This window comes from Dyadobacter sp. AC419, from assembly GCF_979253085.1.
The window spans coordinates 325,733-352,506 of sequence record NZ_CEEDCD010000019.1 but is presented as its reverse complement, the minus strand read 5'-3'; the positions used below and the strand labels follow the sequence as shown (position 1 = coordinate 352,506).

Sequence of the window (26,774 nt, the reverse complement as noted above, 5' to 3'; positions counted from 1 at the left end):
AGCTGCTAACTTACTTCATCAGGCTGAGATGCGTCATGCCGCCGTCCACCAAAAGCTCTGTGCCGAGTACAAATGCAGAGTCTTCGGAAGCTAGGAAGACAGCGGCTTTACCGATATCAGAAGGCTTTCCGATTCTCGACACCGGGATAATGTCCACCCAAAGTTGTTTCACATAATCAACCTGTCCGGCTGGTGCCAGCTTGTCAAATGCCGGTGTGTCGATTGTGCCTGGCGAAAGCACATTCACGCGGATATTTCTTCCCAGCAGATCATGGGAAAGGCCTTTTGCAAAAAATATAACGGCAGCTTTGGCCGCTCCGTAAATGGCCATTCCGGGAGCCGCACGATGCGCCGCACTCGAACCGATTAACACAATCGAACCGCCGTCATTCATATAAGGAAGCGCTTTTTGCACGGTAAAGTAGACACTTTTCAGATTCAGATCCATATATTCATCATATGCTGCTTCTTCCGCGTTCTCTATCGCAGGCATAGCGGTTCCCTGGATCGCTCCACCCGCATTGACGACCAGAATGTCAATGTTACCAAACTGGTCGAATGTTTCCTTGAACACGTTCTCCAGATCCGTCATTTTGGTCACATCAGCGTTTATTGCAATAAATTGATTATCAAGCTGCTCTGATGCGATATCCAGCGTTTGCTGATTTCGTCCCGTAATGGTGCCCACCGCGCCTTCATTTTTAAATGCCTCTGCAATGCCGTAACCAATTCCGCTGTTTCCGCCGGTAATGACTGCTACTTTGTCTTTTAACTTCATGATTTTAATAATTAAATGTTGCTGCAAATTTCTGGCAACGAAGGCACGCAGACCAAGGTCATCTGACACGAACTTTTGGTGATAAATGTCACGGCTTAATGCATTGAAACCGCTAATTTGTGCTGTAATGCTGAACGCATTTGCTGATAAAATTGCTGTGATATTTAATTATCCTTATTTAATACAAAGTCCCCATGTTTGAACCTCTGGCGGCATATCTGAAAGAAAAAGCAGGCCTTACCGAGCCTGAATTGCAGCAAATTGAAGCAGTAACCACTGCTAAAAAGCTTCGGAAAAGACAATATCTTTTACAGGAAGGTGACGTTTGCCGATACAACTCGTTTATCGTAAAAGGCTGCCTTCGCATGTATCGGGCAGGCAATAACGGTACGGAACACATTCTAAGATTTGGGATCGAAAACTGGTGGATGGCTGATTATGAGAGCTATAACACGGGCAACCCAAGCCTCCGAAACATCGACGCACTCGAAGACAGTGAAGTGCTGCTATTTAAAAAAGAAGACCTGGATGCTTTGCTGAATGCCATTCCCAATTTTCAAAATTTTATCAGAAAGCTGGAATACAAAAGTTTTGACGTGAGCCAAAACAGGATCTTCAGCAATATCAGTGACACTGCCGAAGAAAGATATTTGAAGTTCATTCAATCGTATCCCGAGTTCAACCGACGCATTCCACTGCATATGATCGCATCCTACCTGGGCACTTCTCGCGAAACGCTGAGCCGGGTCAGGCAAAAACGCATTTAGTTAAATGACTGACGGAATTCGACGGGTGAAAAATTGGTGTTGGCTTTGAACAATTTACTGAACGACTGCGGGTAATCGAAACCGAGCTCGTAAGCGATTTCACTGACGGACAGATTCGTTCCGGAGAGCTTCTCCTTCGCCTTTTCAATGATCAGATCGCGCAAATGATGCTGCGTGCTTTTTCCCGTAAGCGTTTTTAGCAGACCGCTCAGATAATTGGGCGAGACATTTAAAGAAGCAGCGATTTCGGGAACAGTAGGAAGCCCTTTTTTGGATAAAACGCCGCTTTCAAAACGTTCTGCGAGCAGATTTTCGAGCCTTGTGAGAATGTCGTGGCTGCTGCCTTTGCGGGTCGTGAATTGTCGTTGATAAAAGCGGTCCGAATAATTCAGCAGCAGTTCCAGCTGGCCGATGATGATGTTTTGGGTAAACTGATCAATGCGCGAATGATATTCCTGCCTAATATTCTGCATAATGCCAGTAATCACATTTTCCTCCTCCTCAGAAAGAAAAAGTGCCTCATTAACTGAATAATCGAAGAATTCGTGTTGTTTGATCGTCTTAGCAAGCGGCGTATGCCAAAGGAAATCGGGATGGAAGATCAGTAACCATCCCGAATGCTGCAGCACTTCATCCGCTCCGGCCTCGACACCGATTTTCTGGCCAGGCGCCATGAATGTCATGATGCCCTCATCAAAATCATACACTTGCTGCCCATATTTCAGCTTGGCGCCAAAATTCCTTTTCAACGCAATGGCATAAAAATCCAGCACCCAGCTTTTCGGATGTCCGCCGGAAAATTCCCGCATATCGTCAAACCGCACAACGCTCACCAACGGATGCGCCGGTCCGGGCAGTTTCCGGAAATGGTGAAACTCGCTGATGCTTTTAATATGGTAAGGCTGAGCGTTTGTCATGATGCAAGATGGTTATTTCTGATGAAATGCGGCTGCAAAATCTTTGGCAAAATCCTGCATTTTCACTTTTCCCAACTCAGCCGGTCTGTTGCGAAAATAATTCCCGGCAATGATGCCGCTATGATGCCCAGTCTGCAACTCAACCAAACTCGCAGCCATATGCGGCGGCATTCCCACCGATTCAAGTCGGCTTTGCACCTGTTCACCCGGCACTACGATCCATTTCAGATCCGGGATGCCAATGGCCTCTCCCAGCATGCGCGCGACTTCATTACAACTTAGTTCATCGCTGGCCACGTAACGAATGTTCCTCCCGGCTGATGTTATTTCAAGCTCCTCAGCCGCTGCCGTAGCAATATCCTCGGGCGCCACCAGCACGGTAACGTCATCGCCGCCATAAGCCGCAGCAATGATTCCGGCGTTTTTGATAGCAGGAATGAAACCAAAAAGATTGTAGTAAAATGAAGTTGGCCGCAGGTGTGTAATGTTGATGCCTGCTGGCAGATTATCCAAGATTTTTTCCAGATAATGTGCTCCCGCAATTCCTCCGTTGCCCTTGTCCAGATGCGCACCCCAGCTGCTCAAATTCACAACCCGCTTCACGCCTGCCCGGCCGATCGCTTCGGCATACTGGTTACCAATGTTGCTGAAATATGCGATCGGCTCAATGCTGGCGTCGAAGTAACCTACGGGCGGCACCATGGTGTAAACCGCATCAGCTCCTTCAAAAGCGCGCGTAAGAAAGTCCGCATCTTTTACCGAGCCGATGGCGGCCTTCGCACCGATGGCCTCGATGGATTCCTGTCTGTCCGCACTGCTGCTAATGACGGTTACTGCGTGTCCTTTTTGCACCAATTCCTCGGTGAGCGGCTTGCCAATGTGCCCCAGAGAGCCTGTTAAGATAATGTTCATTGTGTTTTTAGCTTTATTTTGATATACAAAATTCGCTAACATTGGACACGCCGACTTAACCAAATCTACGCTTGTTGAATCAAAACCTCTGATCTCATGGAAATCAGAAATTGACCACTTCCTTGAAAGCTGCTTTCGGCTTGTATTCTGCATCAAAAAGCAGCGGATAATCCTTGCGGCCTGGCACCGGAAAGTTGTCCAGCCAGGTGGTTTTGTCCGAAACATTCCAGAATGTGACGCCGGTGATTGTGCCTTTGTGTTTTCTGAATGTGTCAAAAAGCATTTTGTATTGCGTGGCTTGTTTGGCCGTCATTTCCGGGGTTAACTCGCCAGTGTCTGTTGCTTTTTTGGCACGCCGCTCATGCTCTTTCGGGTGAACGGACACGTCCAGTTCGGTGATCTGAACGGCTAATCCCAGGCTCGCAAATTGTGTAATCGACTTTTCCAGTTCGGCTGCGGTAGGCTCGTAAATAGACCAATGTCCCTGCAATCCGACGCCATGAATGGGCACATTCTTTTCCTTTAACTTTTTGACGAGCTGAAAGATCTTTTCCCTTTTCGCAGCGCTTTCGGTGTTGTAATCATTGTAAAATAATTTGGCATTCGGATCGGCCGCGTGGGCGTATTCAAATGCTTTTTCAATATAATCCTCGCCGATGATCTCATAAAATTTCGACTTCCGGTAAATGCTTTCACTCGTGTCCGGCACCGCCTCATTGACCACGTCCCAGGCGTAGATTTTCCCTTTATAACGGCCGACAACATTGTTAATATGCTGTTTGAGCCTTGCAAGCAGCACTTCCCGGGTCACCTGCTTTCCGTCAGAATCGGTGAAAAGCCATTTCGGAGTCTGGTTGTGCCAGCATAATGTGTGTCCGCGCACTTTCATGCCGTTTTTTTGGGCAAAAGCAACAATTGCATCCGCATCCTGCCACGCATAACGGTTTTCCTCGGGATGGATAGGACCCATTTTCATGGCATTTTCGGGCGTAACGCTGTTGAACTGACCGGTTATCAGATCCGCGTCCGGGCCCGTCAGGCCTCTCGGAGAAACGGCCACTCCCACTGGAAAATAATCCTTATAAGCTTCTTTTAAAGTTTTTTGTGCCGACACATTTTCCGAGCTTAGAAAACCCGAAATGCAAAGCGTCACCGCCCATATTTTTGATCCTGATAAAAATTTCATAACGACTTAATTGAATGATGCTGCGTTTTATTTAAACAGTAATTGTGAGAATTCGAACAGATCGTGCCGCCAAACGGGCCAGGTGTGGCCGCCGGGATACTCGCTGTATTTGTATTTAATGCCGAGCTCATCATATTTAGCTAGCATGATCTTGCAATTTTTATAGGCAATGTCTTCCTCACCACCCATCGAAATCCAGAAATTTTTCAGGTTGGTGTTGATGGCCGTTGCATTGGTTTTGGCAAATTCATAATGCGGGCCCGACAATGTTGCATTGTTAGCAAACCACCCCGAGCTGAAAACGCCCAGTGAAGAAAACATGTCCGTGTTCTTCACACCCGCATACAACGTCTGAATTCCACCCATCGAAAGGCCGGCAAGCGCCCGGTTGGCCGCATCAGCATGCACCCGGAATGTGCTTTCTACAAAAGGGATCGCGCCTTGTTTCAACTCGTTTTCAAAGATTTTCAAGAACGCATCACCCGCTGTGGACATGCTCCCCGGGCCCATCGGGCTTCCCAGATTCCCATCCATCATCACGATCACCATCGGCTTTGCTTTTCCTTCGGCGATCAGATTATCCAGAATCAAGCCTGTTTTGCCTTGCGTTGCCCAGCCGCGCTGGTCTTCCCCACCGCCGTGCAGCAGATAAAGCACAGGATATTTTTCAGTGGATTGTGCATAGCCGGGTGGCGTGTAAACGTACATTTCGCGCCAAGAGTTGCTGGCTTTGGACAAATACTTTTTAATGCTGATATCGCCATGCGGCACATCGCGCAATGCATAAAATCCGCCCTGGCGATACGGAATTTCAATCCCGCTGGCCATGCGGCCCATACCATAAAAAGTTTCACTCGCAGGGTCGGCCAGCGCCACGCCGTCAATCAGCAGCGAATAGTAATGAAAACCTTTGCCAATAGAATCCGTGGTCACCGACCAGAAACCGGCTGTGTCTTTGACCATATCATACTTTTTACCCAGATCGACCTGCACTTTCTGCGCCTGCGGCGCTTTGGTGCGGAAAACCACCCGGTTATCAGGCAGGATCTGCGGGAATTTGGCATTGCGGATGTTGGTCGCGGCCGGCGTGCCTAAAATGGTGTATTTGGTCAGAGCAAGCACGTCAACTGGTTTGAACAAAAACTGCGAGAACATATAAAGCCCGTTTTTCCAGACCTTGAAATCATGCACGCCCGGCTCAATGTAAAACACGTGCGGCACATTGTTTTCAAACAGATAATCATGCGTGCGCTTGCTGAATGTAATGAGCCTGTCCTCATCGCCGCAAGACAAAAAGAGCAGTTTCAACTTCTTTTTTGCGTCCTCAGGATTCGGCATGAGCTCCTCCGGTTTTTTCGTATTCGGAGCGGATGAAAACCCTCCCACCCACGCAAACTGATCCAGATTACCAAGTCCAAAATTGAGCGACTGCCCGCCACCCATTGAAAGGCCCGCAATGGCGCGGTGCTCGCGGTCGGTAAGGGTCGCGTATTTTTTCTCTATAAATGGAATGAGGTCAGTAAGCAGGTCTTTTTCGAATGTCGCAAATGCGGCTACTTTATCTGGCGCCATAATGTTGCCCGTCGCGCGGTCGTCTTTCATGGCGCGGCCGTTGGGCATCACCACGATCATCGGTTCGATCTTTTTTTCTGCCAAAAGATTATCCAGGATCAATTGCGGATTGCCGCCTTTCAACCATTCTTTCTCATCCCCGCCAATGCCGTGCAGCAAATAAAGCACCGGATATTTTTTCTTTTGGAATAACCCGGCGGCGTGTAAACCAATGCTTTACGCGCATTGCCAACTGTTTTGGACTGATATTGAATGCTGTCCAGTTTCCCGGCAGCAACACCCGGACGCACCGTGTCAAAACCGGCGGGCATTTCCATAGGCGCAGTTTGTGCGGACGCAATGCTGGTGAACATGAGCACACTCATGGCCAGTAAAAAAATTCTTTTCATCGGTTTAGCTTTAGGTTTATCAAATGTTGGGGCTAGCTTACTTCGCATTTTTTCCAAAGACAGCATCATTACCGCTGTATTTCAGATATTTAAATGAAGCCGAGTTCGTAGTCTGGTCGCCGGAGCTGGTTGCATACATGCCAAACAGGCAACCAATAAAACCGCCCGCTTCTTTGGTGCTTAGGAATTTGGCATCGAGCTTGTCTTTCAGCAGCTGCCAGGATGAACCTTTGGAAAAATAAAAACTATAAGTGCCACCTTCTGCCATAATGCGCAGCTTAACCGGCGACGATGCATCCGCGAGCGGCATTTGCGTGATGAGCTCCATTTCCTTTTCCTTCGGCTTGCTTTTGAAAAGCTGGATCACCGGTTTGTTCTGATCCATGGATTTGCTGATCAGGTAAAAATGGCCTTCATCCTGAAAAATGGTCAGACCGGCTTTTTCCTTTTCCGACTTGGGTGAGAAATTCAGCTCGGTTTCCGTCGTGCAGTACAAATGCTGCTGGCGTTTGCCGATAAATGAAGGATTACCAAGCTCCATGATCGTTTCGGGCTTCAATTTCATGGTAAGGCCATTTTTTTGAGAAAGTGAAAATGAGCTGCTGTCCATGGTCCGCATGAAAAGCAACGCCGGGTCCAGTGATTTTTCAAAAGTGAGTGTATAGCTGAAATTTCCCGCCTGTGGAATCGCTCCCTGCTGCTTCACTTCACTGAACGCGGCCTTGTAACTATACTGAATCTCTTTGGAATCGGGGTTAATGATCGGCCATTCGTCTTTCCACGTAACCGGTGCGATGAATGTTTCCCGACCGGTGTTGTAATAATCCCCTTCATAAGGCCTTACAGCAAGAAAAATGGCATAGGTTTTACCATCCGGGCCGTCTACAAATTGTGCGTGCCCTGCCGAAGTAATCGGATCTTTCCGGTCTTCAGGCAATCCTTTTTGCGTTAAAATCGGGTTATTTTCGTACCGGAACATATGGCCCCCAAACGGACTTGCTGCGAAAAACGACTTCGGTGTGGTTTACAGACGTGCCGCCTTCCGCAGCATACAGATAATACCAGCCAAACCGCTTCATAATGTGCGGTGCTTCAATCCATTCGGGCTTTTGACTAATGTCGACACCGCCATTCACCAGCTGCTTTTCCGCACCAATCACTTTCAGCGTTACAGGGTCAATTTCGTAGATCCGGATCGTTCGGTGGCCCGAATACAATGGCTTGTGATCGGGCGCGTCGCTGTTGTATATAATGTAGGCTTTGTTGTCGTCATCAAAAAACAGCGAAGGGTCAATTCCCCGCACCTGCGGCACACGGATGGGATTGCTCCACGGACCAGCCGGATTTTTGGCCGTAACCACAAAGTTTCCGTCATGGTCAATGTCCGTGCAGGTCACATAGAATGTGCCTTTGTGGTAACTGATCGCTGGCGCAAAAAGGCCGCGCGTGAGTTTCTCTCCCATAAAATCCATCTGCGAAGGCCGGTCGATGACATTGCCGATTTGTTTCCAGTTTTTCAGATCCTTGCTATGAAAAACCGGGATGCCAGGAAAATAAGAGAATGTTGAATTGACCAGATAATAATCCTTGCCAACCTGCACCACGCTCGGGTCAGGATAAAAGCCGGTCAGGATCGGGTTGATCAATGTGGTGGTCTGCGCCGAAACTGCATGGGTTATGACGAGACAAAACGCTGTGAAAACAGCCTTGAAAAAATGCTTCTTCATGTTTGAAAGTTAGGGGTCAGCTGGTCAAATTTATTGGGCGGAAAAGCGGTAAATGTTTCCTGACTTCGTTGGAATATCGTAAAGCAATGTCTCTTTTAAAGATTGGGTTGCTTTGGTTGCTTTGGGCGAAATAACTGCCTCGGGCGTTTCTTCCGTTGCGTAAAAGGCGTTAGAATTTTGTCCGGTTGCCGTTTTCAAAGCACCACCGCTGTCCAGTTTCAATGCATTGGGCACGCGCAAACGGAGGTTACCACCCAGCCGGGAGCGAATCTCAACTTTTGTCAATCGCGCACCGTCCCATTCCATATCAACAACCTCGAAACCACCTAATGCTAGCAGTCCGCCGATGCTGCCTTTTTGCCAAACGTCGGGCAATGCGGGCAGTAAATGCAATGCACCGTCTGCACTTTGCATGAGCATTTCAGTGATTCCGGAAGTGCATCCGAAGTTGCCATCGATCTGGAATGGCGGGTGCGCATCGAATAAATTGTTATAAGTGCCTCCTCCTTCTTTGTTCGTTCCCAACGGTGAAAGCTGGTTTTGGATCAATGTAAATGCGTGGTTTCCGTCCTGCAACCGCGCCCACCAGTTCACTTTCCAGCCCATACTCCAACCTGTCGAAACATCGCCGCGCTGCATTAATGTTGTTCTGGCAGCTGCGAAAAGTTCGGGCGTGCGGTAAGGCGAGATCTGCACGGCGGGGAAAAGTCCATACAAATGCGAAACGTGGCGATGATGGTCGTTCGGATCGTCCACATCGTCCAGCCACTCCTGCAACTGACCATATTGGCCCACGTGCATAGGCGGCAGGCGCTTTCGCATTTGTCTGAGCGTGTCGGTGAATGCAGCGTCTTTTTTCAAGATTTCGGCCGCACGAATGGTTGTGCTAAAAATATCGAAGGCGATCTGATTATCCATCGTCGTGCCTGCGTCCAGCGAAGAGCCTTCATGTGCCGCAGGGGCGTTTTCGGGTGAGCTGCCGGGGTTGGCCACAAGCCAGTGATATTTGGGATGCTCCACCAGAAAATCAACGTAAAAAGTGGCAGCGCCTTTCAATACGGGATAGATTTTGGCCAGATAAGCTTTGTCGCCGCCGTACAGATAATGTTCCCAAAGATGCTGGCTTGTCCACGCGCCGCCGGCGATCCACATGCCCCAGAACGCGCCGTCGATGGCGCCGGTAAACCGCCAGATGTCTGTGTTATGATGCGCCATCCAGCCTCTTGCGCCGTACATGTCTTTGGCCGTTTGCTGGCCGGTCTGCGCAAGTTCCTGCACCATTTTGAGGAATGGCTCGTGCAATTCAGGCAGATTGGTTTTTTCCGCAGGCCAGTAATTCATCTGGGCGTTGATGTTAATCGTGTATTTGCTGTCCCAGGGCGGGCTCATTTTATTGTTCCAAATTCCCTGCAAATTCGCAGGCTGACCCCCGGGTTGCGAGCTGGAAATCAGCAGATAACGGCCATATTGGTAATACAGGCTAACCAGCTCAGGATCATTGACGTTCCGGAAATTTTTCAAGCGTTCATCAATCGGCAGATTGGCTGCTTCCGTCGTGCCGAGATCAAGCTTGACGCGATTAAAATAGCGCTGATAAGCTGCAACGTGCGGTTTGAGAATGGCATCGTAAGATTTGGGAAATGATTTGTTCAGATAAGCTGCTGCGAGTGCATGCTGGTCACCGCTTACGTCACTGTAGTTTTTGAAACTGGTCGCTATGGAGATAAAGATTGTCGCCGAATTGGCTGCATTCACAACCAGCGAAGTGTCATTTGCAGAGACCGTTCCGCCTTCCGTTTTGATCTTCGAAATCACCTTAAACTTCACACCGCCCGTAATCCCATCGTGGTCAGAACCCCTGCCGGCAAGGATCAGCTCCTTGCCCGGCGTGGTTCCTATCTCCGGCTTCAAATGTAATGTGGAATAATACGCTGCAAAGGACAGCTGACCGGGCTTGTCGGCGGTCAGCCGCACAACCATAACCTGGTCCGAAAACGATGCGAGGATTTCGCGGGTGAATGTTACGCCATTGACTTGATAGGTCGTTTTGGCAACGGCGCGCGCAATGTCCAGCTCCCGGTAATAGTTGTCATAATTTTCGTGTCCCTGAAACGCCAGGTGCAGCTCACCCGCAGGCTGGAACATTTGTCCATGCGATTTTTTGGTGATAATGGCTTTATTGGCCAGCTTTTCAGCTTCCTTTTGCTTTCCTTCAAAGATCAGCCGCCTGATTTCGGGCAATGCGGCCAGTGCATCAGGATTATCGTTCCGGTTGGGACTGCCCGACCAGAGCGTTCCTTCATTGAGCTGAATGCGCTCATCGGCCACATTTCCGTAAACCATTCCTCCTAGCCTGCCGTTGCCAACGGGCAATGCATTTTCCCAGGTCTTACCCGAAGGCTGGTTATACCAAAGTTTTAACGGACGTTTTGTTTGACCAAAACCACTCGTTGTAATCAGTAAAAAAAGGAAGCAAAGTACGCGCATTGTATTCGTTGAATAAACTATGATAAATTGTAAAATCTGGCTTTAATCCGGACCAGCGCCCGTTCCGCATTGGTGCTGATCACGGGATTATCCGACTCGAACTGGAATAGATAATCATAAAACGCCTGCAAATTCTGCTTGTCACCAAGCCACGACTCGATCAGCAGCTTTGTGGGCTGATCCGCATTTCCGTTCAGATATGCGGCTAAGTGACTCTTCATTTCGCTTGCGTTCATGTTCATCATATTCGCTGTGAGAGGTTAGCGTAAATAGCGGATTACGGCTCGATGGTTTGAATGCTGCCGTCTTTGTCACGCAGTAATTCCCTTACCTTAATGTTGCGCAAATGCGTTTTTCCAGTCAATTCCACGTCGTGATAGAAAATGTACCATTTGCCCTGAAATTCGATGATCGAATGGTGGGTTGTCCAGCCGGAAACGGGCTTCATAATGACGCCTTTGTAAGTAAATGGCCCATAAGGCGAGCTGCCGACGGCATAAGCGAGCAAATGCGTGTCGCCCGTTGAATAAGAGAAATAATATTTGTCACCAAACTTGTGCATCCACGCGCCTTCGAAAAACCGGCGTTCCGCATCTTTTGCAAGCAATGGTTTGCCGTTCTCATCCAGAATGACCACGTCTTTCGGGGCTTCGTCAAAGACGAGCATATCGTCTTTCATCCGCGCAACTTTGGCGCTTAATGCAGGCTCGTTCTCATGCCCCGGGCCGAGATCTGTTTTGAGACTTGCATTGTATTTTCCTGTGTGCCAGCGTTGCAATTGTCCGCCCCAGATGCCGCCGAAATACATATAGCTTTTCCCATCTTTATCCGTAAAAACCGCCGGGTCAATGCTGTAACTGCCGGGAATTGGTTTTGCTTCCGGCTTGAATGGGCCGGTCGGCGACTTGCTCGTGGCCACACCGATCTTGAAAACGTCCTCTTTGTCTTTTACCGGAAAATAGAGATAGTAAGTGCCATTCTTATAAGCAGCGTCGGGTGCCCAGAGTTGCCGGCCAGCCCAGGGAATGTCTTTCACATCGAGTGCTACGCCGTGGTCGGTCACTTTTCCGTCGATCTTGTCCATGGAATACACGTGGTAATCGCGCATATTAAAATGGCCTCCCTCGTCGTCCTGAGCCACATTGGCTTCAATGTCATGGGATGGATAAATGTAAATTTTGCCATTGAAAACGTGCGCCGATGGATCAGCGGTGAAGAGATCTGTAACCAATGGTTTTGGTTTCAATGTTGTGGTCTGGCCCACGCTCTGGCCTGCAACCGCTCCTGCTATTACGAGGGCGGCGAAAATCGGTTTTTTAAATAAAATCATATTTTGAAACATTATATAACTGCTGATTGGATTATGCTTTTTCTAAATAATTCTCCGCAAACATGGTCGGCGACACGCCATACAATTCTTTGAAAGCCACCGAAAAGCTATTGACATTCGCAAAACCGACGGCAAAGGCCACCTCTGATACCGTTAGACCTTTTACGGTCATCAGCTCCGCAGCTTGTTTGAGTCTGATGTTGCGGATCAAATCCCTGGTTGTGAGGTTCGTAAGTTCTTTCAGCTTGCGATGCAAATGCACCCTGCTGATCCCGATTTCGTTGGAAATCATTTCAACGCTGAGGTCGGGATTTGAGAGGTTTTTATCAATCAGCAGATGCACTTTTTCCAAAAGCTTTTCTTCGGAAGCCTTAATGTTCACTTTGGAAATAAATTCTTCCTGGTAATGCTGCTCGTTGTCATTGTTTTTCAGGATCTGCCGATTTTTAATCAGCCCTTTGATCGTTTTGGTCAATATTTCGACATTAAATGGCTTGGTAATGTATGCGTCGGCGCCCATTTCCAGCCCTTCCGCATTCGTTGACTCCGCGGTTTTTGCTGTCAGCAGAATGACGGGCACGTGGTTAACCAATGGATTTGTCTTGATTTTTTTACAAAGCGCCATCCCATCCATCACCGGCATCATCACGTCACTGACGATCAGATCCGGAACCTCGCGCAGAATGGCCTTATACGCTTCCTCGCCATTGGCATAAGCTGAAACGGTGAATTCCCCGGACATTTCGTCTGTCAGATAATTGCAGATTTCACTGTCATCGTCCACGATAACGAGGCGTTTCGCATTCTTTTTCGGCCTGTTTTTATGAGCGGGGTCTGCGAGTGCCGGTTCTTCCTGAATCTGATCATCTGTTCCCGGATGGACAAAATCCAATGCTGTTATGCATGCCTTTTCAACCGGCATCGCGATCACAAACCGGCAGCCGTTTTCGGGCATATTCTCGGCGCGGATCTTCCCGCCATGCAGCTCCACCAATTGTTTTACCAAATGCAAACCAATTCCTGTTCCGTATCGGTTGTAATCCCGGTGATTATCGGATTGGTAAAAACAATCGAAAATGCGCTCTGTTTCGTGCTGGTCGATGAATGGCCCGGAATCTTCGATGGCAATCATTAGTTCAGACTGGCCATTTGCTGCATCCGATTCCTTTGTGAAAAGTGCAACCCGGATCCTTCCGCCTTTCGGCGTGAATTTGAATGCATTGGAAAGAACATTGATCAAAACTTTGTCAAAATTAAGCGGATCAATGTGTGCAAAAATCCTGTCAGCGGGCACATCAACAACGAAATCAATGTTTTTGGATTCGATCTGTTCCTCGAAAAGCAGACAAATGTCTTTGGTAAAATCCACCATTTCCACATTTGAAAATTGCAGGGACATTTGCCCTTTTTCGATCTTCCGAATGTCCATCAGCTGATTCACCAGATCCAGGATCCGCTTGGTATTCCTGCCCATGATCTCATACAAATGCATGCGTTCCGGATTATAATCCTGGCTTTGCAACTTTTGCAGCGGACTCACCACCAATGTTAATGGTGTCCGGATCTCATGCGCAATGTTGATAAAAAATTGCAGCTTGGCTTCGTTCACTTCCTCGCGTCGCAGGTGCGCCAGCATTTCGTGCTTTACCAACCGCCTGTTCCTGAATGTTATAAAAATGTAAATGCCCGCCAGAATTGCCAAAAGCGCATAAACAGACCATGCCCAAACGGAAAAATACCAGGCTGGATGAATGATAATGGTCACCTCTGTTTGCTCGGAATCGGTTTTGCTGGACTTGGCTTTCAGCCGGAACCGGTATTTTCCGGGAGCCAGATTGTCAAATGTAAGCCTGTTCGTTCCGGTCCGCAGCGCCGTCCAGTCGTTGTCATTGATGGCGTACATATAGGAAACGCGCTCGGCATCGATGAAATCCATCGTGGAAAATTCCAGACTGAAAGAATTGTCATAATGTGCCAGATTAAACTCTTTCGCGCTGCTTACGGTCGTATCGACGATCATATAACCGCCTGATTTCATGCCTTTTTTGACCGCTTTATCGTGAATATAAAGATCCACAATGCGGACAGCAGGCCGCTTGCCGGACAAGCGAATTTCTTCGGGCTTGAAGTAAGTAATGCCATTGATTCCGCCAAAATAGAACTCGCCGGTTTTGCTGACCATTGCAGCGCCCTGGCTAAACTCATTTCCCTGTAAGCCGTCGGCAGAATAAAAGTTGACGAATGTGTTGCTTTCCCCTGGATGGTTTCCCCCGTCCATTCTGGACAAGCCGCGGTTCGTACTCAGCCAGAGGTTGCCCGCCCTATCCCCTTTCACAGCACCAATTAAGTTGCTGGGCAGGCCATTGCTCATGTCGAATGTCGTGATCGCTTTGGTGGCGCGGGAGATTTTTTTCAATCCCTGCGAAGTCCCGGCCCACAGGTTGCCCCTGTCATCGTCAAACAATGAATAAATTGCGATTCCTTTCAAAAGACTGTTGACGCCGAACGTAGAAATAAAACTTTTGGTGTCCAGATCCAGGCATGCCAATCCATTAAATGTGCCGATAAAAAGTTTGTTGTCTTTTGAAATCAATAAGCAGTTAATCCAGCTGTTGGGCAGCATATTCTCATTCGGCCGGTTGATCTTGTCATCCAGGTCATCCAGATTTTCGGTTTTGCCCGTGCGGAGATCCATGCTGAAAATGCCTGAACCCATCGTGCCGATCCAGAGCCTTTTTTGCGCATCTTCCTTGATGTCGAAGACGCGCTGCACATTGTCACCGTTTTTATCTATTAATGCGTCGGAATAGGTGAATTTTCCGGTTTTGCGATCCAGTTTTGAAAGTCCTGTGAGGTAAGATCCGGTCCAGAGATTCTTTTCCGAATCCTCAAAAATCGCCATGACATTTTCAGGAACGGAAGGATTTTCGGGGCTTTTGACATAATGTTTGCTGGACTTACTTCCGTGCGGCAATGCATATAAACCATCATTATCCGTCCCCACCCACATGGTGCTGTTGCTATCCTCAAACAATGCCTTCACCGCGCTCGAACCGATCAGGTTATTGCCTGCCGACTTGTAGCCCATGTAGCCAAATCTGTTCGTGTTGACGCTCAATAGCAGCAAGCCTTTCTGATAAATGCCCAGCCAGGTGTTCCCCGCATTGTCTTCAAAAATGGAAAAAACCTTGGATTTGGAAAAGTCAAAAGCATTTACATTGTGGCTCATATCCAGGATCTTACCCGAAACAGAATCAAAGTATTTCATTCCTTTTCCTCGCGTTCCGATGAGAATCTGCCCGTTGGCATTCACCCGCAGATCGGCGATCGGAAGCGGATCGTTTTCATTGGACGGGACGGGTTGAAAAGTGTCATTTGTAATGTTGTATTGAAACAATCCACTCACCATATTGCCCGCAAAAACGCGGCCGTATTTGTCCTCGCAAAGACTGGTAATGATGTTGTTTTGAATTTTTTTGGAAACAAAATAAGCTTTGCCGGACTTCATCGACGACTTTACAAACCGGTGCAACCCGCGGTCTTCCGTTGAAACCCAGAGATTCTGATCATTGTCTTCAAACAAATGAATGATCAGGTTACTCGGGATATCAATAGGAACTTGTTTGGCATAAAGCTGTGAACCCTTGCCCTCAACCTTAAATATGCCGTGCCCCGAAGTCCCGACCAGAATGTCGCCGTTTTGTCTCTGGCAAATGGTCAGCACGCGGACATTACCCAATTTGCTTTGACCAATCATCAGCGGGATCGTCTGAAATGAATCCGTCGCCTGATCATAATATTGCAGTCCGTGGATGGAGCCGGTGTACATTTTGCCTGCGCGATCCTCAAAAAGCACATGGATAAAATTGCTGGAAACGCCTGCGTCATTGGCTTTGTCGTGCCGGTAAACGGTGAATTTTATTCCGTCAAAACGGTTAAGCCCGTCTTCCGTCGCGACCCATATAAACCCGCTGCGATCCTGGTGAATGTCCGTGACCATGCTGCTCGACAACCCATTATCAACACTGAAAAGCTTTGCAGATTGTCCGGATGCATGGGTCAGAAAACAAAGCCAAACAACCAGCATACAGACGCCCGACTTGGCAAATGCTGCTGTTTTAATGTTCGTAAATAATGCATTGTATATGTTTCCAATCATCCGCTTAACCCGTGCGTTTATTTCAATATCTGTTGTTACCATTGTGTCTTGTTACATTGGTTTACATCAGAAAACAAATATATATGGAGATAATACTATAACAATTGGCACTATGTTACATAAACCCTAGCGCATGTTACATTCTGAACGGAAAGGCGCATAAAACAGAAGCCTGCCCTTTTCAGGCAGGCTTCGTTGGTTCAAATGATCAATATCCCGGATTTTGCTTGATGCCCGCATTTTGATCCAATACATTTTGCGGGATCGGGCTCATGTATTGTTTCAGCTCAAATTTGACATTGTATTTCTTCTCTTCTTCCACGCTGTAAACCCACACGCCCGAGTTGTTGGAAGGCACCGAGTTGCGGATCACCATATTGTGACGCGGCTTGCTCATCACGGCTGCGGCGGTGGCCAGGCGTTTGTTATCCAAAAAGCGTTTGTCTTCATAGCACAATTCCACTCTCCGTTCTCTGGCAATGGCCGTTCTCATCGCATCTTTGGAAAGGCCCGCAGTAAGCGCAGGCAGCTCAGAGCGCGCACGCAGTTTGTTGATCGCGTCGTAAACGGAAGCGTCCGGACCAGCGGCTTCATTTTGTGCTTCTGCGTAGTTCAGCAGGATTTCGGCATAGCGGAAAAAGATGTAGTTCTGTCCGCTTGCATCAGCACCCGGCGCTGCATCGGGATTAAGGCGCTTTTTCTGATAGTAACCCGAATCGCCCACGTCTGTTTTGCCGGCGAGGTCGATCTGATTCGTGCGGTCGGGATTGGCGTAAGTGCGGTCGATGCGGGTGTAAATGGTGTCCGCACGGGGCATCCAGTCCTGCTTGTAAATGGCTCCGTCATAAACGATGGCGTCATAAAAGCGCTTTTCCCGGTTCACATATGGTTTCTGTGGATTGTAACCCGAAGTCGGATCGGTGATCGGTTTTCCGTTGGCCATCGCAAACTGGTCCACAAGCTCCTGTGTAGGATTGTAATTTCCCCACGAACGATATTCGCCAAGCACATATGTAGGCCCGCCGCGCTGCTCGTAACTCGAACCCATTCCGCCAACATTGGCCACAACCTGACGGTCCCAGATCACTTCCGAATTGTATTCATTGCTCGCTCTGAAAAGGTTTTTAAGATCACCGAACAATGCATACTTCTGACCATTGCCATATTTGTCAATAAACATTTTGTTTGTCGCCGCAGCTTTTGCCCACCGTGCCGGATCATAATTTCCGAAGTGAACAAATTTTCCCGGATCAGCCAGATAAGGTTTTGCCGTGTTGAACAACGGACTTGCGCCAAAAAGCTCGACCCATCCTTTTACGGCTAATGCTGCTCCTAATGTTGCACGGCCCGCTTCTTTGTCAGACAAATTATATTTTACAGCCAGGAATTCATTTTTCGAAATCTGATCCAGTTCTGTCACAATGAAATCGAAGGTTTCCTGAAAAGTGTTGCGCGGTCTCAGCAATTCCTCAGGGCTCATTGTATTTCTGTCCAAAGGCTCCGTAATGATGGGTAAACCGCCGATTTGAACAAAAAACTCGCTGTAAAAGAATGCTCTCAGGAACCGCGCTTCGTCAATGCGTTTGTTAAAATATCCCTCCGAAAAGTTGGCTTTGTTCTCCGTCAATTTTTGGATAAATGTGTTGCATTTCCTGATTTTGACAAAGAAATTCTGCCACGTGTAACCGTAAGTAGGCCCTTGCGTTCCTCCCCAAGGATTGTCCGTGCTGCTGGACGGGATCTGCGTTACGCCCTGCCGCCAGTTGGAAGCCGTGTAATAATGGCTGATGTTGTAATCGTCGCTGAAATAATCCAGTGTCTCCGTTTGATTGAGCTTATTGGGAATTTCACTGTAAACATCATTGAGAAAAACGTCTGCATTGGTTTCGGATTCCCACTGTGTTTTATCCGTGAGATTGGCCTTGTTGGCGTTTTCCAAAAACTCATCTGTATCGCAGGATACGGGAAGCACAAGCATTAAAATGCCGATACTTATGATTTTGAAGTAGTTTATAGCTGCTTTCATTGTATTGGTTATCATTAAAATGTCAGATCGATTCCAAATGTGCTTGCCTTCATGACCGGATAAGCCGTTTCGCGGTCTGTGTATCCCATTTCCGGGTCAATGTGCTTGATCTTGCTGATCGTGAACAGGTTTTGGGTAAGGAAATAAACCCTCGCCGAGCTCATTTTTAGTTTACCCAGCACGCTTTTCGGGATTGTATAGCCAATGCTCGCCGTTTTCAGACGCAGGTAACTTGAATTAACCCACCAGAAATCCGAATCCTTCGTGTTATTGGCATAAGGCGCAGGCGTCGATCTTGGATATTTGGCGTTTTGATTTTCAGGCGTCCAGCGGTTATCAAAATATTCGTAAGCCGTGTTACTGCCGTTATTTTCAAAAGGAACGGTCATAAATTGTCTCACACTAATGCTCGACTTTCCTGATCCCTGGAAGAACAAGCTCACATCAAAGCCTTTCCAGTTTACACTTGGCGTAAGGCCAAATGTTAATGCCGGATAAACGGGATTGCCGATCACGGTCAGATCGAAATTGTCAATCAGTCCGTCGGGTGTGCCGTCGGGGCCGCTCAGATCCGCATATTTAATGTCGCCGGGATGCAGATCGCCAAACTGCACAACATTATATCCATCCGCCGCGCCCACAATTCCGTCACCATTGGTGTCTTCCGACGACTGAAACAACCCCAGCGATTTGTATCCATAAGGTGTTCCAAATTGTCTTCCTACCAGCGTGCGGTTCGGGTTATTGGCTTCGGCGTCGGTCTGGAAAACCTCCTGCATGCGGTTGATGGAGTAACTTGCATTGGCATTCAGCGAAAAGTCAAGGTCTTTGGAAATCCGCTTGCGTGTTCCTATGTTCAGTTCAACGCCGTTGGCGCTCATCCTTCCCTTGTTTTCCTGGGAAAGCGAAAGTCCGTATTCCACCGGCAACGTTACTTGCGGTGCCAGCAGCATGCCCGTCCGCTTTTCATGGAAATAATCAAATTCTACGTTCAGCAGTGAATTCCACATGCTCAGGTCAAAACCAATGTCAGTTTTGGTAGAGATTTCCCAGGTGATTTTGGAGTTCGCCTCACGCGGCACTCTCGATGCCTGCACCAGTGAACCACCTCCAAAAGCATAAGCAGCGCCCCGCAAGTCATATCCCGACTGATACTGGAACGGCCCTCCTGCCAGCATTCCGGCCTTACCCCACGATCCTCTGATTTTCAACTCGTCCACGAAGCGGAAGTTCTTCATGAAATTTTCTTCCGACACACGCCAGGCGGCTGAAAAAGCAGGGAAATATCCCCAGCGGCTGCCCGGAGCGAAATAAAAATGTCCGTCGTAACGACCTGCTGCTTCGAGAATGTATTTGTCTTTGTAAGTATACCCTAATCTATATACGTAACCCAGCTCAGATCCGGTTGCCGAGATTCCGGCGTTGTCATAATCCAGTTTGTCTGAACTGCCAAAGCTGAGCTCGTCAATGCCGATGGCGAAATTGTTCCGGCGCGTTGCCATGGAATCCATTTTAGTTTTGCGCATTTCCAAAACCACCAAACCAGTAAATGCATGAGCGCCGAATGTGCGGTTATAGTTTAAATAACCCTGATAAGTGAAGTTGGTCCGGCGTTGATTTTGCAAACCCAACCACCTGAAAGGCCGTCCGTTTCCTTCCTGCAAAGAAATGGCTTCCGTGTAAGTATATGGTTTTTGGGAAAGATCAATTTTGTGATAAACAAATGGCACGTGCCACAATTTCACGTTCTGCTGCCAAGGGTCATAGCTGAAAACTGCTTTGGCACTCAGGCCTTTCGCGATTTGCTGCTCCACAAATATGGTTCCCAGCAATGTGTTGCCATTAGTCCGTCTGTATCCCGGCGACCGTAAAACGCCGATGGGTGTGCTGGCTGAGGATTCGCCCCACTTGTCGCCTTCCGGATAAATCAGACTTTGTGTTGGCAAGAATTTGTAAAAGCTCCGGAAAAGGTGCCCGGAAGTGGTTTCGTCCGCATCGACATCTTTGGTATTTTCCACGCTCCCGAATAACGACAAGCCAACTTTTGTCGATTTCGTCGCTGCCATTTCAAGGCTCAGATTGTAATTGTAGCGCTTGTAACCCACCGGATCGAAAATTCCTTTCTGGTCAAAATAGCTTACGCCGGCGTGATAGGTCACATTTTCCGAGCCGCCGCTTAGTTCCAGGCCGTGGTTTTGGACCGGAACATTCTTGTTAAACACATCAACAAAACTTGAATTCGGATATTTCCAGGGATCGTCGGCGTGCAGCTGATCGTAATTCTTAACCAGTTCGGGATCGTTGGGAAGACTTGTTCCGCCCGGCGTTTGGTTCAGATAAGCCTCATTCTGCAATGCCATGTAATCCTTCGCATTCAGCATATTAGGCAAATAAGTCGGATTCTGAAAGCCATATGACGAGCTGATCCGAACCTGCGGCTTGCCTGTTTTGCCCTTCTTGGTGGTGATCATAATTACACCGTTTGCACCGCCGATTCCGTAAGGCGCAACTGCGGCTGCATCCTTCAAAATGGTAATGGTTTCAATGCTGGCCGGGTCCACTTGGCGGATGTTGTCCCTTCTCACGCCGTCCACAACCACAAGCGGGCGGTTATTGCCGGTTGTTACAATGCCACGAATGTGAATATCCGGATCGTCTTTTCCAGGCTGTCCGCCATTGGGCCGCATGCTCACACCCACCACACGACCGGCCAGCGACTGCGAAATGTTGGGCGCCGGAACCTGCGCAATGGCATCCCCTTTAATGCTGCTGATCGATCCGGTAACGGTTGCCTTTTTCTGCGTGCCATAACCTACAACCACAATTTCCTCCAATGCTTTCGTGTCCGTTGCAAGCACCACGTCCACCGTGGTCATGGTTCCCACGGTCACTTCCTTCGCCAGATAACCCACAAATGAGAAAACGAGAACATCCCCATCATTAACGGATTCGAGGTTATAAGCACCATTAACGTCGGTGGAAGTTCCGCGTGTGCTGCCTTTGATCGTCACATTCACACCCGGAAGTCCCTGCCCGTTTTCATCTGTAATTTTCCCGCTGATTTTCCTATCCGTGGATAGCACGTGCGCGCTGTTGCCATGTTTTTTACCGGCGGGAACATCCGCTGCAAACGAATCGGGGCTGAGCGCCACGCTCGTTAATTGTAAAAATGACAATTGTAAAAGAAGCCGTAATTTTCCTTTCATAATGAAAATGAATTTAAGGTGATAGAAACATTCTTTACGCAACGATTTCTAACGAAACGGTTGCGCATTAAGCAGAGGTCTTACACTGGAAAAGTCGGGTGCCTTTCAAAAAGGAAAATGAAACACAATTGAACATATTTGCTTTCCCAGCATAACTGAGCACAAATATATATTCAGATAGTGCAATTAAGTCTCGAATTATGTTACAAAAACGATGGCTTATGTTACATTTTGGCCAAGAAATTAAAGTATTTTTCGGTGAGTATCTTGGATTGTTATAAGAAGTTACTTTTGTCGCTCCGCTCGCCTATTCGCTCTTCAAAGACTTTACGGGATTCATAAGCGCAGCTTTAATGCTCTGGAAACTTACCGTAAGTACGGCAATCAAAACCGACATCACCGCAGCCAGCGCGAACATCCACCATTCAATGTCAATCTGGTAAGCAAAACCTTGAAGCCACTGGTTCATCAGCCACCACGCCACGGGCGAAGCGATGATGATCGCCATACCGACCAGTTTGAGAAAATCTTTTGACAGCAACCCGACAATGCCAGCCACCGAGGCGCCCAGCACTTTGCGGACACCGATTTCTTTGGTCCGTTGCTCGGCAGTGAATGTGGCCAGCCCGAATAATCCAAGACAAGAAATGAAGATGGCCAGAAACGCGAAATAAGTGGACAATTTACTCACCACCTGCTCGCTCTGATATTGGCGTGCGTATTCCTGATCTGTGAATGAATAAGTGAAAGGAAATTTGGGATTAAGCCTTTTGCAGATCGTTTCAATCTGCGCAATTGTCTGCTTTGTTTTGCCTGCTTCAATGCGGATTATGGCATTACCCGAAGTTTGCCGCACCCCAAGATAGACGATCAAAGGCCTTATCGTGGTGTGCAATGACTGAAAATGAAAATCTTTCAAAACGCCAACGATTGTGCCCTTGCCATTGCCCCAGCCTATCTTTTGCCCGATCGGATCTTTGAACCCCATCACTTTCAATGCGGCTTCATTAATCAGAAAACCAGCGGAATCCGTCGGGAATTGTTTCGAAAAATCGCGCCCTAGCGCAAATTTGAGGTTCATTGTTTTGGCAAAATCATAGCCCACACCCACCGGCGTAAACCTGACTTTATCATTCGGATCGCTGCCCGCCCAAGTTATCCCTTCCGTACCCGAGCCATTGGACGCAGGTGATTCTGTCATGTGCGAAACGTCTTTGATAGTCGGGATTTGCAGCAATTCTTCGCGAAACACATTGAAATTTTTAGCTAAATCACCTTCCAAGCGGAAATAAACGAGGTTTTCCCGGTCATAGCCCAGATTTTTGTTTTGGACAAACTCAACTTGCTTATAAATAATGATCATCCCTACAATAAGAATGATCGAAAGTCCGAACTGAAATACAACGAGGCCTTTTCGCAAAAAAACAGACTGATTATCAAATTTCAATGCACCCTTCAAGACCCTGATCGGGTTCAAAGAAGACAGGAAAAAAGCCGGATAACTTCCCGCAACGAGCCCGGTTATAGCAAGTAATCCTGCTAAAATCGCCCAAAAAGAAAGCTCTTGAATGGGCAGCGTGATTTGCTTTGAGGTTAGATTATTGAAAAAAGGAAGCGCAAGTGCGACAAACAAAACAGCCAGCAAGACGGCACCAACGGACAGCAAAAAAGCTTCTCCCATAAATTGACCCACGAGCATGGAACGCATCGCGCCAACAACTTTCCGGACGCCCACTTCCTTCGCCCGTTTGGCTGATCGGGCGGTCGCCAGATTCATAAAATTGATGCAGGCAATCAGCAAAATAAAAACGGCCACAAAGCTGAACAAACGAACATATTCGATCCGGCCGCCGTCCATTTTTGCATCCTTAATGTTGCTGTTAAGATAATATTCGTGAAACGGCTGCATGGCCAGCTGCGTTTTGAATGGCTTACCGGCATCGCGATTATATTTATCCAGCAGGTGGGTGATTTTCGCTTCCACCTTTTTGGGATCCGCATCCGGACGGATCATGAAAAAGGTCAGCGGGTCGGTGGTGCCCCAGTCTTTCGCCCAATCATTATCGTCCACAAAACCGTCCCAATTTTGCAAACAGTCAAATTTCAAAGAACTGTTTTCAGCAATGTTTTCAAAAACCGCGCTTACCATCAGCTCCTTACGGTTGTCGAGCCGGATTGCTTTGCCCATCGCGGCTTCCGGACTGCCAAAAAAAGTGACCGCCATATTTCTGGAAATCGCCAGATTATTACGGTCTTTCAAAGCAGCATCGGGCGTTCCCTGCAAAAGTTTGTAGCTGAACATTTTGAAAAAATCCGCACTCGCCGCATTTGTCATCTGTTTGTTTAGCTTATCCCCCACCGAAAAAGTCTGGCTGCTGGCCCATTCGAAGGGCGTCGTCATTTCAATTTCGGGAACTGATTTTTTCAATTCCTCTGCCAACGAACCCGGCGTCCAGATAACGCCCTGCACTTTTCCGCTGAAAAACTCTTTCATGTAAATCCGGTACAACTGCTGCTTGTTCGCATGAAAAGCATCAACGCTCAGCTCATCCTTTATCCAAAGCATGATCATCAGGCTGCAAGCCATGCCGAGCGCAAGTCCAAGCACATTAATGCCTGAAAATGTCTTGCTTTTAATAAGGTTCCGGAAGGCGATTTTGAAATAATTGCGGATCATGGCGGGAGCTGGAAAAGTGGGTTAAGGGCAATTTTTAAGCAAGTCAGGATTGACCAAAAACACCCGGCCCAAATGCCATGCCATTTCCAAAAACCATCTTTAAACGCGCTGGGAACGCATTACATGTTCGATTTGCAAGTTTGAATGTTCATTAACGAACACTAGCAAATGATAATATGCTGACTTAGAGCAAGATAGATAATGGAACATTTTTTAAGGAGTTTCTAGCGGTGACATTCCTTTACTAAACCCAACACCCAGGCCATGCTTCAAAATTACTTCAAAGTCGCTGTAAGGAGTTTGTTAAAGAATAAACTCTTCTCGTTCATTAACATTTTTGGTCTTGCGCTGGGCATGTCTTGCAGCCTTCTGATCTGGCTCTGGGTGCAGGATGAAGTGTCCTATAACCGCTTTTACCCGAACCTGAGCCAAATCTATTATATCCGGTCGGGCTATGACTGGAAGGGGCAAACGGGCGCGGGCGACGCGACGCCGGGTCCCTGGCAGGAAGCGATTCAAAAGCAGGTTCCTGAGGTGAAGGCTATCACGAAAATCACCTGGAACCGCGATCTGCTCATTAAAGCAGGTGAAAAATCGACCAAGGAAAGCGGGATATACGCTTCAAGTGATTTTTTTAAAATCTTCGATACGCCATTTATCAATGGCAATGCTGCCAATGCCATCGCGCAGCCCACTTCCATCGCCATTTCGCGTAAGCTCGCAGAGAAATATTTTGGTTCTCAAAATGCGGTTGGCAAAACAGTGAAAGTGGATAATAAGACGAATTTCGTGGTGAGCTCAGTCTTCGAGGACATTCCTTTGAATGCCACAGAACGGTTCGATTGGGTCATTAATTTCAAAGTTCAGGAACAGGACTGGATGAAATGGTGGGGCAATTCCAGCTTTAAAACGTATGCGCTCCTTACGCCGAACGCCGATGCTGCTCATGCCGAAAAAGTGATGCGCCAAGTTATCAAGAAAAGCGCGCCGCCTGAATTGCTCAGTTTTCCCTTGCTTCAAAGTTTGCAGGATGTGCATTTGTACTCGGGTTATGAAGGCCTGAAAGCAACCGGAGGCCGCATTGAATATGTGCGTGTATTTTCTATCGTAGCTATATTTATATTGCTTATCGCCTGTGTCAATTTCATGAACCTCGCCACCGCAAGATCTGTAAAGCGTGCGAAAGAAGTGGGTGTGCGCAAGGTGGTCGGTGCGGAGCGGAAATATCTGGCGATGCAGTTTCTGGGCGAATCGCTGATTGTCAGCCTGCTTGCTTGTCTCCTCGCTTTTGTGATTGTGATCGCCGTATTGCCGTTTTTCAATGAAGTTGTTCAAAAACAGATTACGCTTTCGCTGTCGGACCCTTCGCTTTGGCTTTCACTGACCGCATTGCTGCTGCTTACGGGTTTGGTTGCAGGAAGTTATCCGGCATTATACATGTCTGCGCTGGCAACCGATCCGGATTTTGAAAGGCCGTCTTACATTTACGAATAAGGGTGTTTTTCTGAGAAAAGGACTGGTTGTGTTTCAATTTGTGCTTTCGATATTTCTCATCACGGGCATGCTGGTAATCGGGCGCCAGATGAAATATATTCAGACTAAGAGACTTGGCCTTGACCGGGAAAATGTGGTCTACATTCCCATTGAAGGCATTTTGAATGATAAGCTGGAAGTTGCGCGCGAAGAAATCATCAATTCACCGTTCGTGGTTGCGGCCACTTCCACAGGTTCCATTCCGACCAACATTACAAGTAATTCAGGCGATCTGGACTGGACGGGCCGCGACAAAGACCTTGATAACACCGTAAGCGCGACGTTCGTGGGTTATGATTTTACCAAAACAATGAACATTGAAATGGTGGACGGCCGCGACTTTTCAAAAGATTTCGCTGCGGACACGGCCAATTACATTATCAATGAAGCGGCCGCCAAAATGATGAAAATGACCGATCCGGTTGGAAAACAGGTGAAGTTTTGGATGGGAAAAGGCACCATTGTGGGCTTAATGAAGGATTTTCACCTCTCAACTTTCCATGAAGCGATCAAGCCTTTGATTTTGGTTAATTATAAGGGATTGAACACCGAATATCTGATGATCAGGACGCGCCCCGGAAAAACGCATGAGGCGCTGAGCCATATTGAAAATGTGACCAAAAGTATCAATCCCGACTATCCGTTCACTTACCATTTCCTCGATCAGGATTACGAAAAAATGTATCGTTCAGAAATGGTTGTGAATGTGCTGATCAAATGTTTCGGATTGCTGGCCATCGTCATTTCATGCCTTGGGTTGCTGGGTCTGGCAGCCTTCACCGCCGAGCAGCGCACGAAAGAAATCGGAATCAGAAAAGTTTTGGGTGCGAATGTGGCGAATGTTGTCGCGTTGCTTTCTAAGGATTTTGTAAAACTGGTGCTGATCGCGATTGTGCTTTCGACGCCGCTGACGTGGTATGCGACCAGTCATTGGTTAAAAACATTTGTATATCGCATTGACCTGTCCTGGGAAATATTTGCGATTGCAGGCGGCATAGCGATTTGCATCGCATTGTTTACAGTAAGCTTTCAAAGCATTAAGGCTGCTGTTATGAACCCCGTAAAATCACTCAAAGCCGAATAAGCACACGCGACGCCGGTTTGGCGT

General features: G+C 47.8%; 14 protein-coding genes and 2 pseudogenes. 3 read left to right on the top strand and 13 right to left on the bottom strand.

The features are described 5' to 3' along the window. Positions 1 to 10: 10 nt before the first annotated feature. Entirely contained in the window at positions 11 to 778 is a 768-nt protein-coding gene (locus AC0IYG_RS15030) for an SDR family NAD(P)-dependent oxidoreductase (RefSeq protein ID WP_471711879.1), read from the bottom strand. A gap of 194 nt (positions 779 to 972) precedes the next feature. Here AC0IYG_RS15030 and AC0IYG_RS15025 point away from each other — a divergent pair, with 194 nt between their 5' ends. Then, positions 973 to 1,545, top strand: coding sequence for a Crp/Fnr family transcriptional regulator (locus AC0IYG_RS15025; protein ID WP_471711878.1), 573 nt, complete (start codon positions 973 to 975; stop codon positions 1,543 to 1,545). Here the strand turns inward: AC0IYG_RS15025 and AC0IYG_RS15020 are convergent. From AC0IYG_RS15020 to AC0IYG_RS14965, 12 genes and pseudogenes are all read right to left on the bottom strand, one after another. After that, complete coding sequence (locus tag AC0IYG_RS15020) at positions 1,542 to 2,462, bottom strand: helix-turn-helix domain-containing protein (protein WP_471711877.1); 921 nt, start codon at positions 2,460 to 2,462, stop codon at positions 1,542 to 1,544. The genes AC0IYG_RS15025 and AC0IYG_RS15020 overlap by 4 nt on opposite strands. Before the next feature lie 12 nt (positions 2,463 to 2,474). Continuing rightward, positions 2,475 to 3,374 carry an NmrA family NAD(P)-binding protein gene (locus AC0IYG_RS15015; protein WP_471711876.1) on the bottom strand — a complete coding sequence of 300 codons (900 nt, stop codon included), beginning with the start codon at positions 3,372 to 3,374 and terminating at the stop codon, positions 2,475 to 2,477. Positions 3,375 to 3,477: 103 nt separating this feature from the next. Further along, entirely contained in the window at positions 3,478 to 4,560 is a 1,083-nt protein-coding gene (locus AC0IYG_RS15010; protein ID WP_471711875.1) for an endo-1,4-beta-xylanase, read from the bottom strand. Positions 4,561 to 4,587: 27 nt separating this feature from the next. Next, a pseudogene (locus AC0IYG_RS15005) lies at positions 4,588 to 6,497 on the bottom strand (alpha/beta hydrolase-fold protein). A gap of 61 nt (positions 6,498 to 6,558) precedes the next feature. Further along, a pseudogene (locus AC0IYG_RS15000) lies at positions 6,559 to 8,248 on the bottom strand (glycoside hydrolase family 43 protein). Between the two features lie 30 nt (positions 8,249 to 8,278). Further along, the gene (locus AC0IYG_RS14995; protein ID WP_471711874.1) at positions 8,279 to 10,735 is read right to left on the bottom strand and encodes a glycoside hydrolase family 95 protein; all 2,457 of its coding nucleotides are present in this window, start codon (positions 10,733 to 10,735) and stop codon (positions 8,279 to 8,281) included. 17 nt (positions 10,736 to 10,752) lie between these two features. Then, positions 10,753 to 10,956, bottom strand: a complete 204-nt coding sequence (locus AC0IYG_RS14990) for a hypothetical protein (protein ID WP_471711873.1) — start codon at positions 10,954 to 10,956, stop codon at positions 10,753 to 10,755. 56 nt (positions 10,957 to 11,012) lie between these two features. Then, entirely contained in the window at positions 11,013 to 12,065 is a 1,053-nt protein-coding gene (locus AC0IYG_RS14985; protein WP_471711872.1) for a glycoside hydrolase family 43 protein, read from the bottom strand. 31 nt (positions 12,066 to 12,096) lie between these two features. Further along, positions 12,097 to 16,266 (bottom strand): hybrid sensor histidine kinase/response regulator transcription factor, encoded by a 4,170-nt coding sequence (locus AC0IYG_RS14980; protein WP_471711871.1) that lies wholly within the window; start codon positions 16,264 to 16,266, stop codon positions 12,097 to 12,099. 166 nt (positions 16,267 to 16,432) lie between these two features. Further along, positions 16,433 to 18,250 (bottom strand): RagB/SusD family nutrient uptake outer membrane protein, encoded by a 1,818-nt coding sequence (locus tag AC0IYG_RS14975; protein WP_471711870.1) that lies wholly within the window; start codon positions 18,248 to 18,250, stop codon positions 16,433 to 16,435. Positions 18,251 to 18,264: 14 nt separating this feature from the next. Beyond that, positions 18,265 to 21,456: a SusC/RagA family TonB-linked outer membrane protein gene (locus AC0IYG_RS14970; RefSeq protein ID WP_471711869.1), complete on the bottom strand. Its 3,192-nt coding sequence runs from the start codon at positions 21,454 to 21,456 to the stop codon at positions 18,265 to 18,267. A gap of 307 nt (positions 21,457 to 21,763) precedes the next feature. After that, a complete protein-coding gene (locus AC0IYG_RS14965; protein WP_471711868.1) occupies positions 21,764 to 24,133 on the bottom strand; it encodes an ABC transporter permease in 2,370 nt (789 codons plus the stop codon). 264 nt (positions 24,134 to 24,397) lie between these two features. On the opposite strand from AC0IYG_RS14965, the gene AC0IYG_RS14960 reads away from it, so the two are divergent. Together AC0IYG_RS14960 and AC0IYG_RS14955 are read left to right on the top strand one after the other, a co-directional pair. Then, complete coding sequence (locus AC0IYG_RS14960; RefSeq protein WP_471711867.1) at positions 24,398 to 25,627, top strand: ABC transporter permease; 1,230 nt, start codon at positions 24,398 to 24,400, stop codon at positions 25,625 to 25,627. Continuing rightward, positions 25,599 to 26,750, top strand: coding sequence for an ABC transporter permease (locus AC0IYG_RS14955; protein ID WP_471711866.1), 1,152 nt, complete (start codon positions 25,599 to 25,601; stop codon positions 26,748 to 26,750). The genes AC0IYG_RS14960 and AC0IYG_RS14955 overlap by 29 nt, the downstream gene beginning before the upstream one ends. Positions 26,751 to 26,774: the final 24 nt, after the last annotated feature.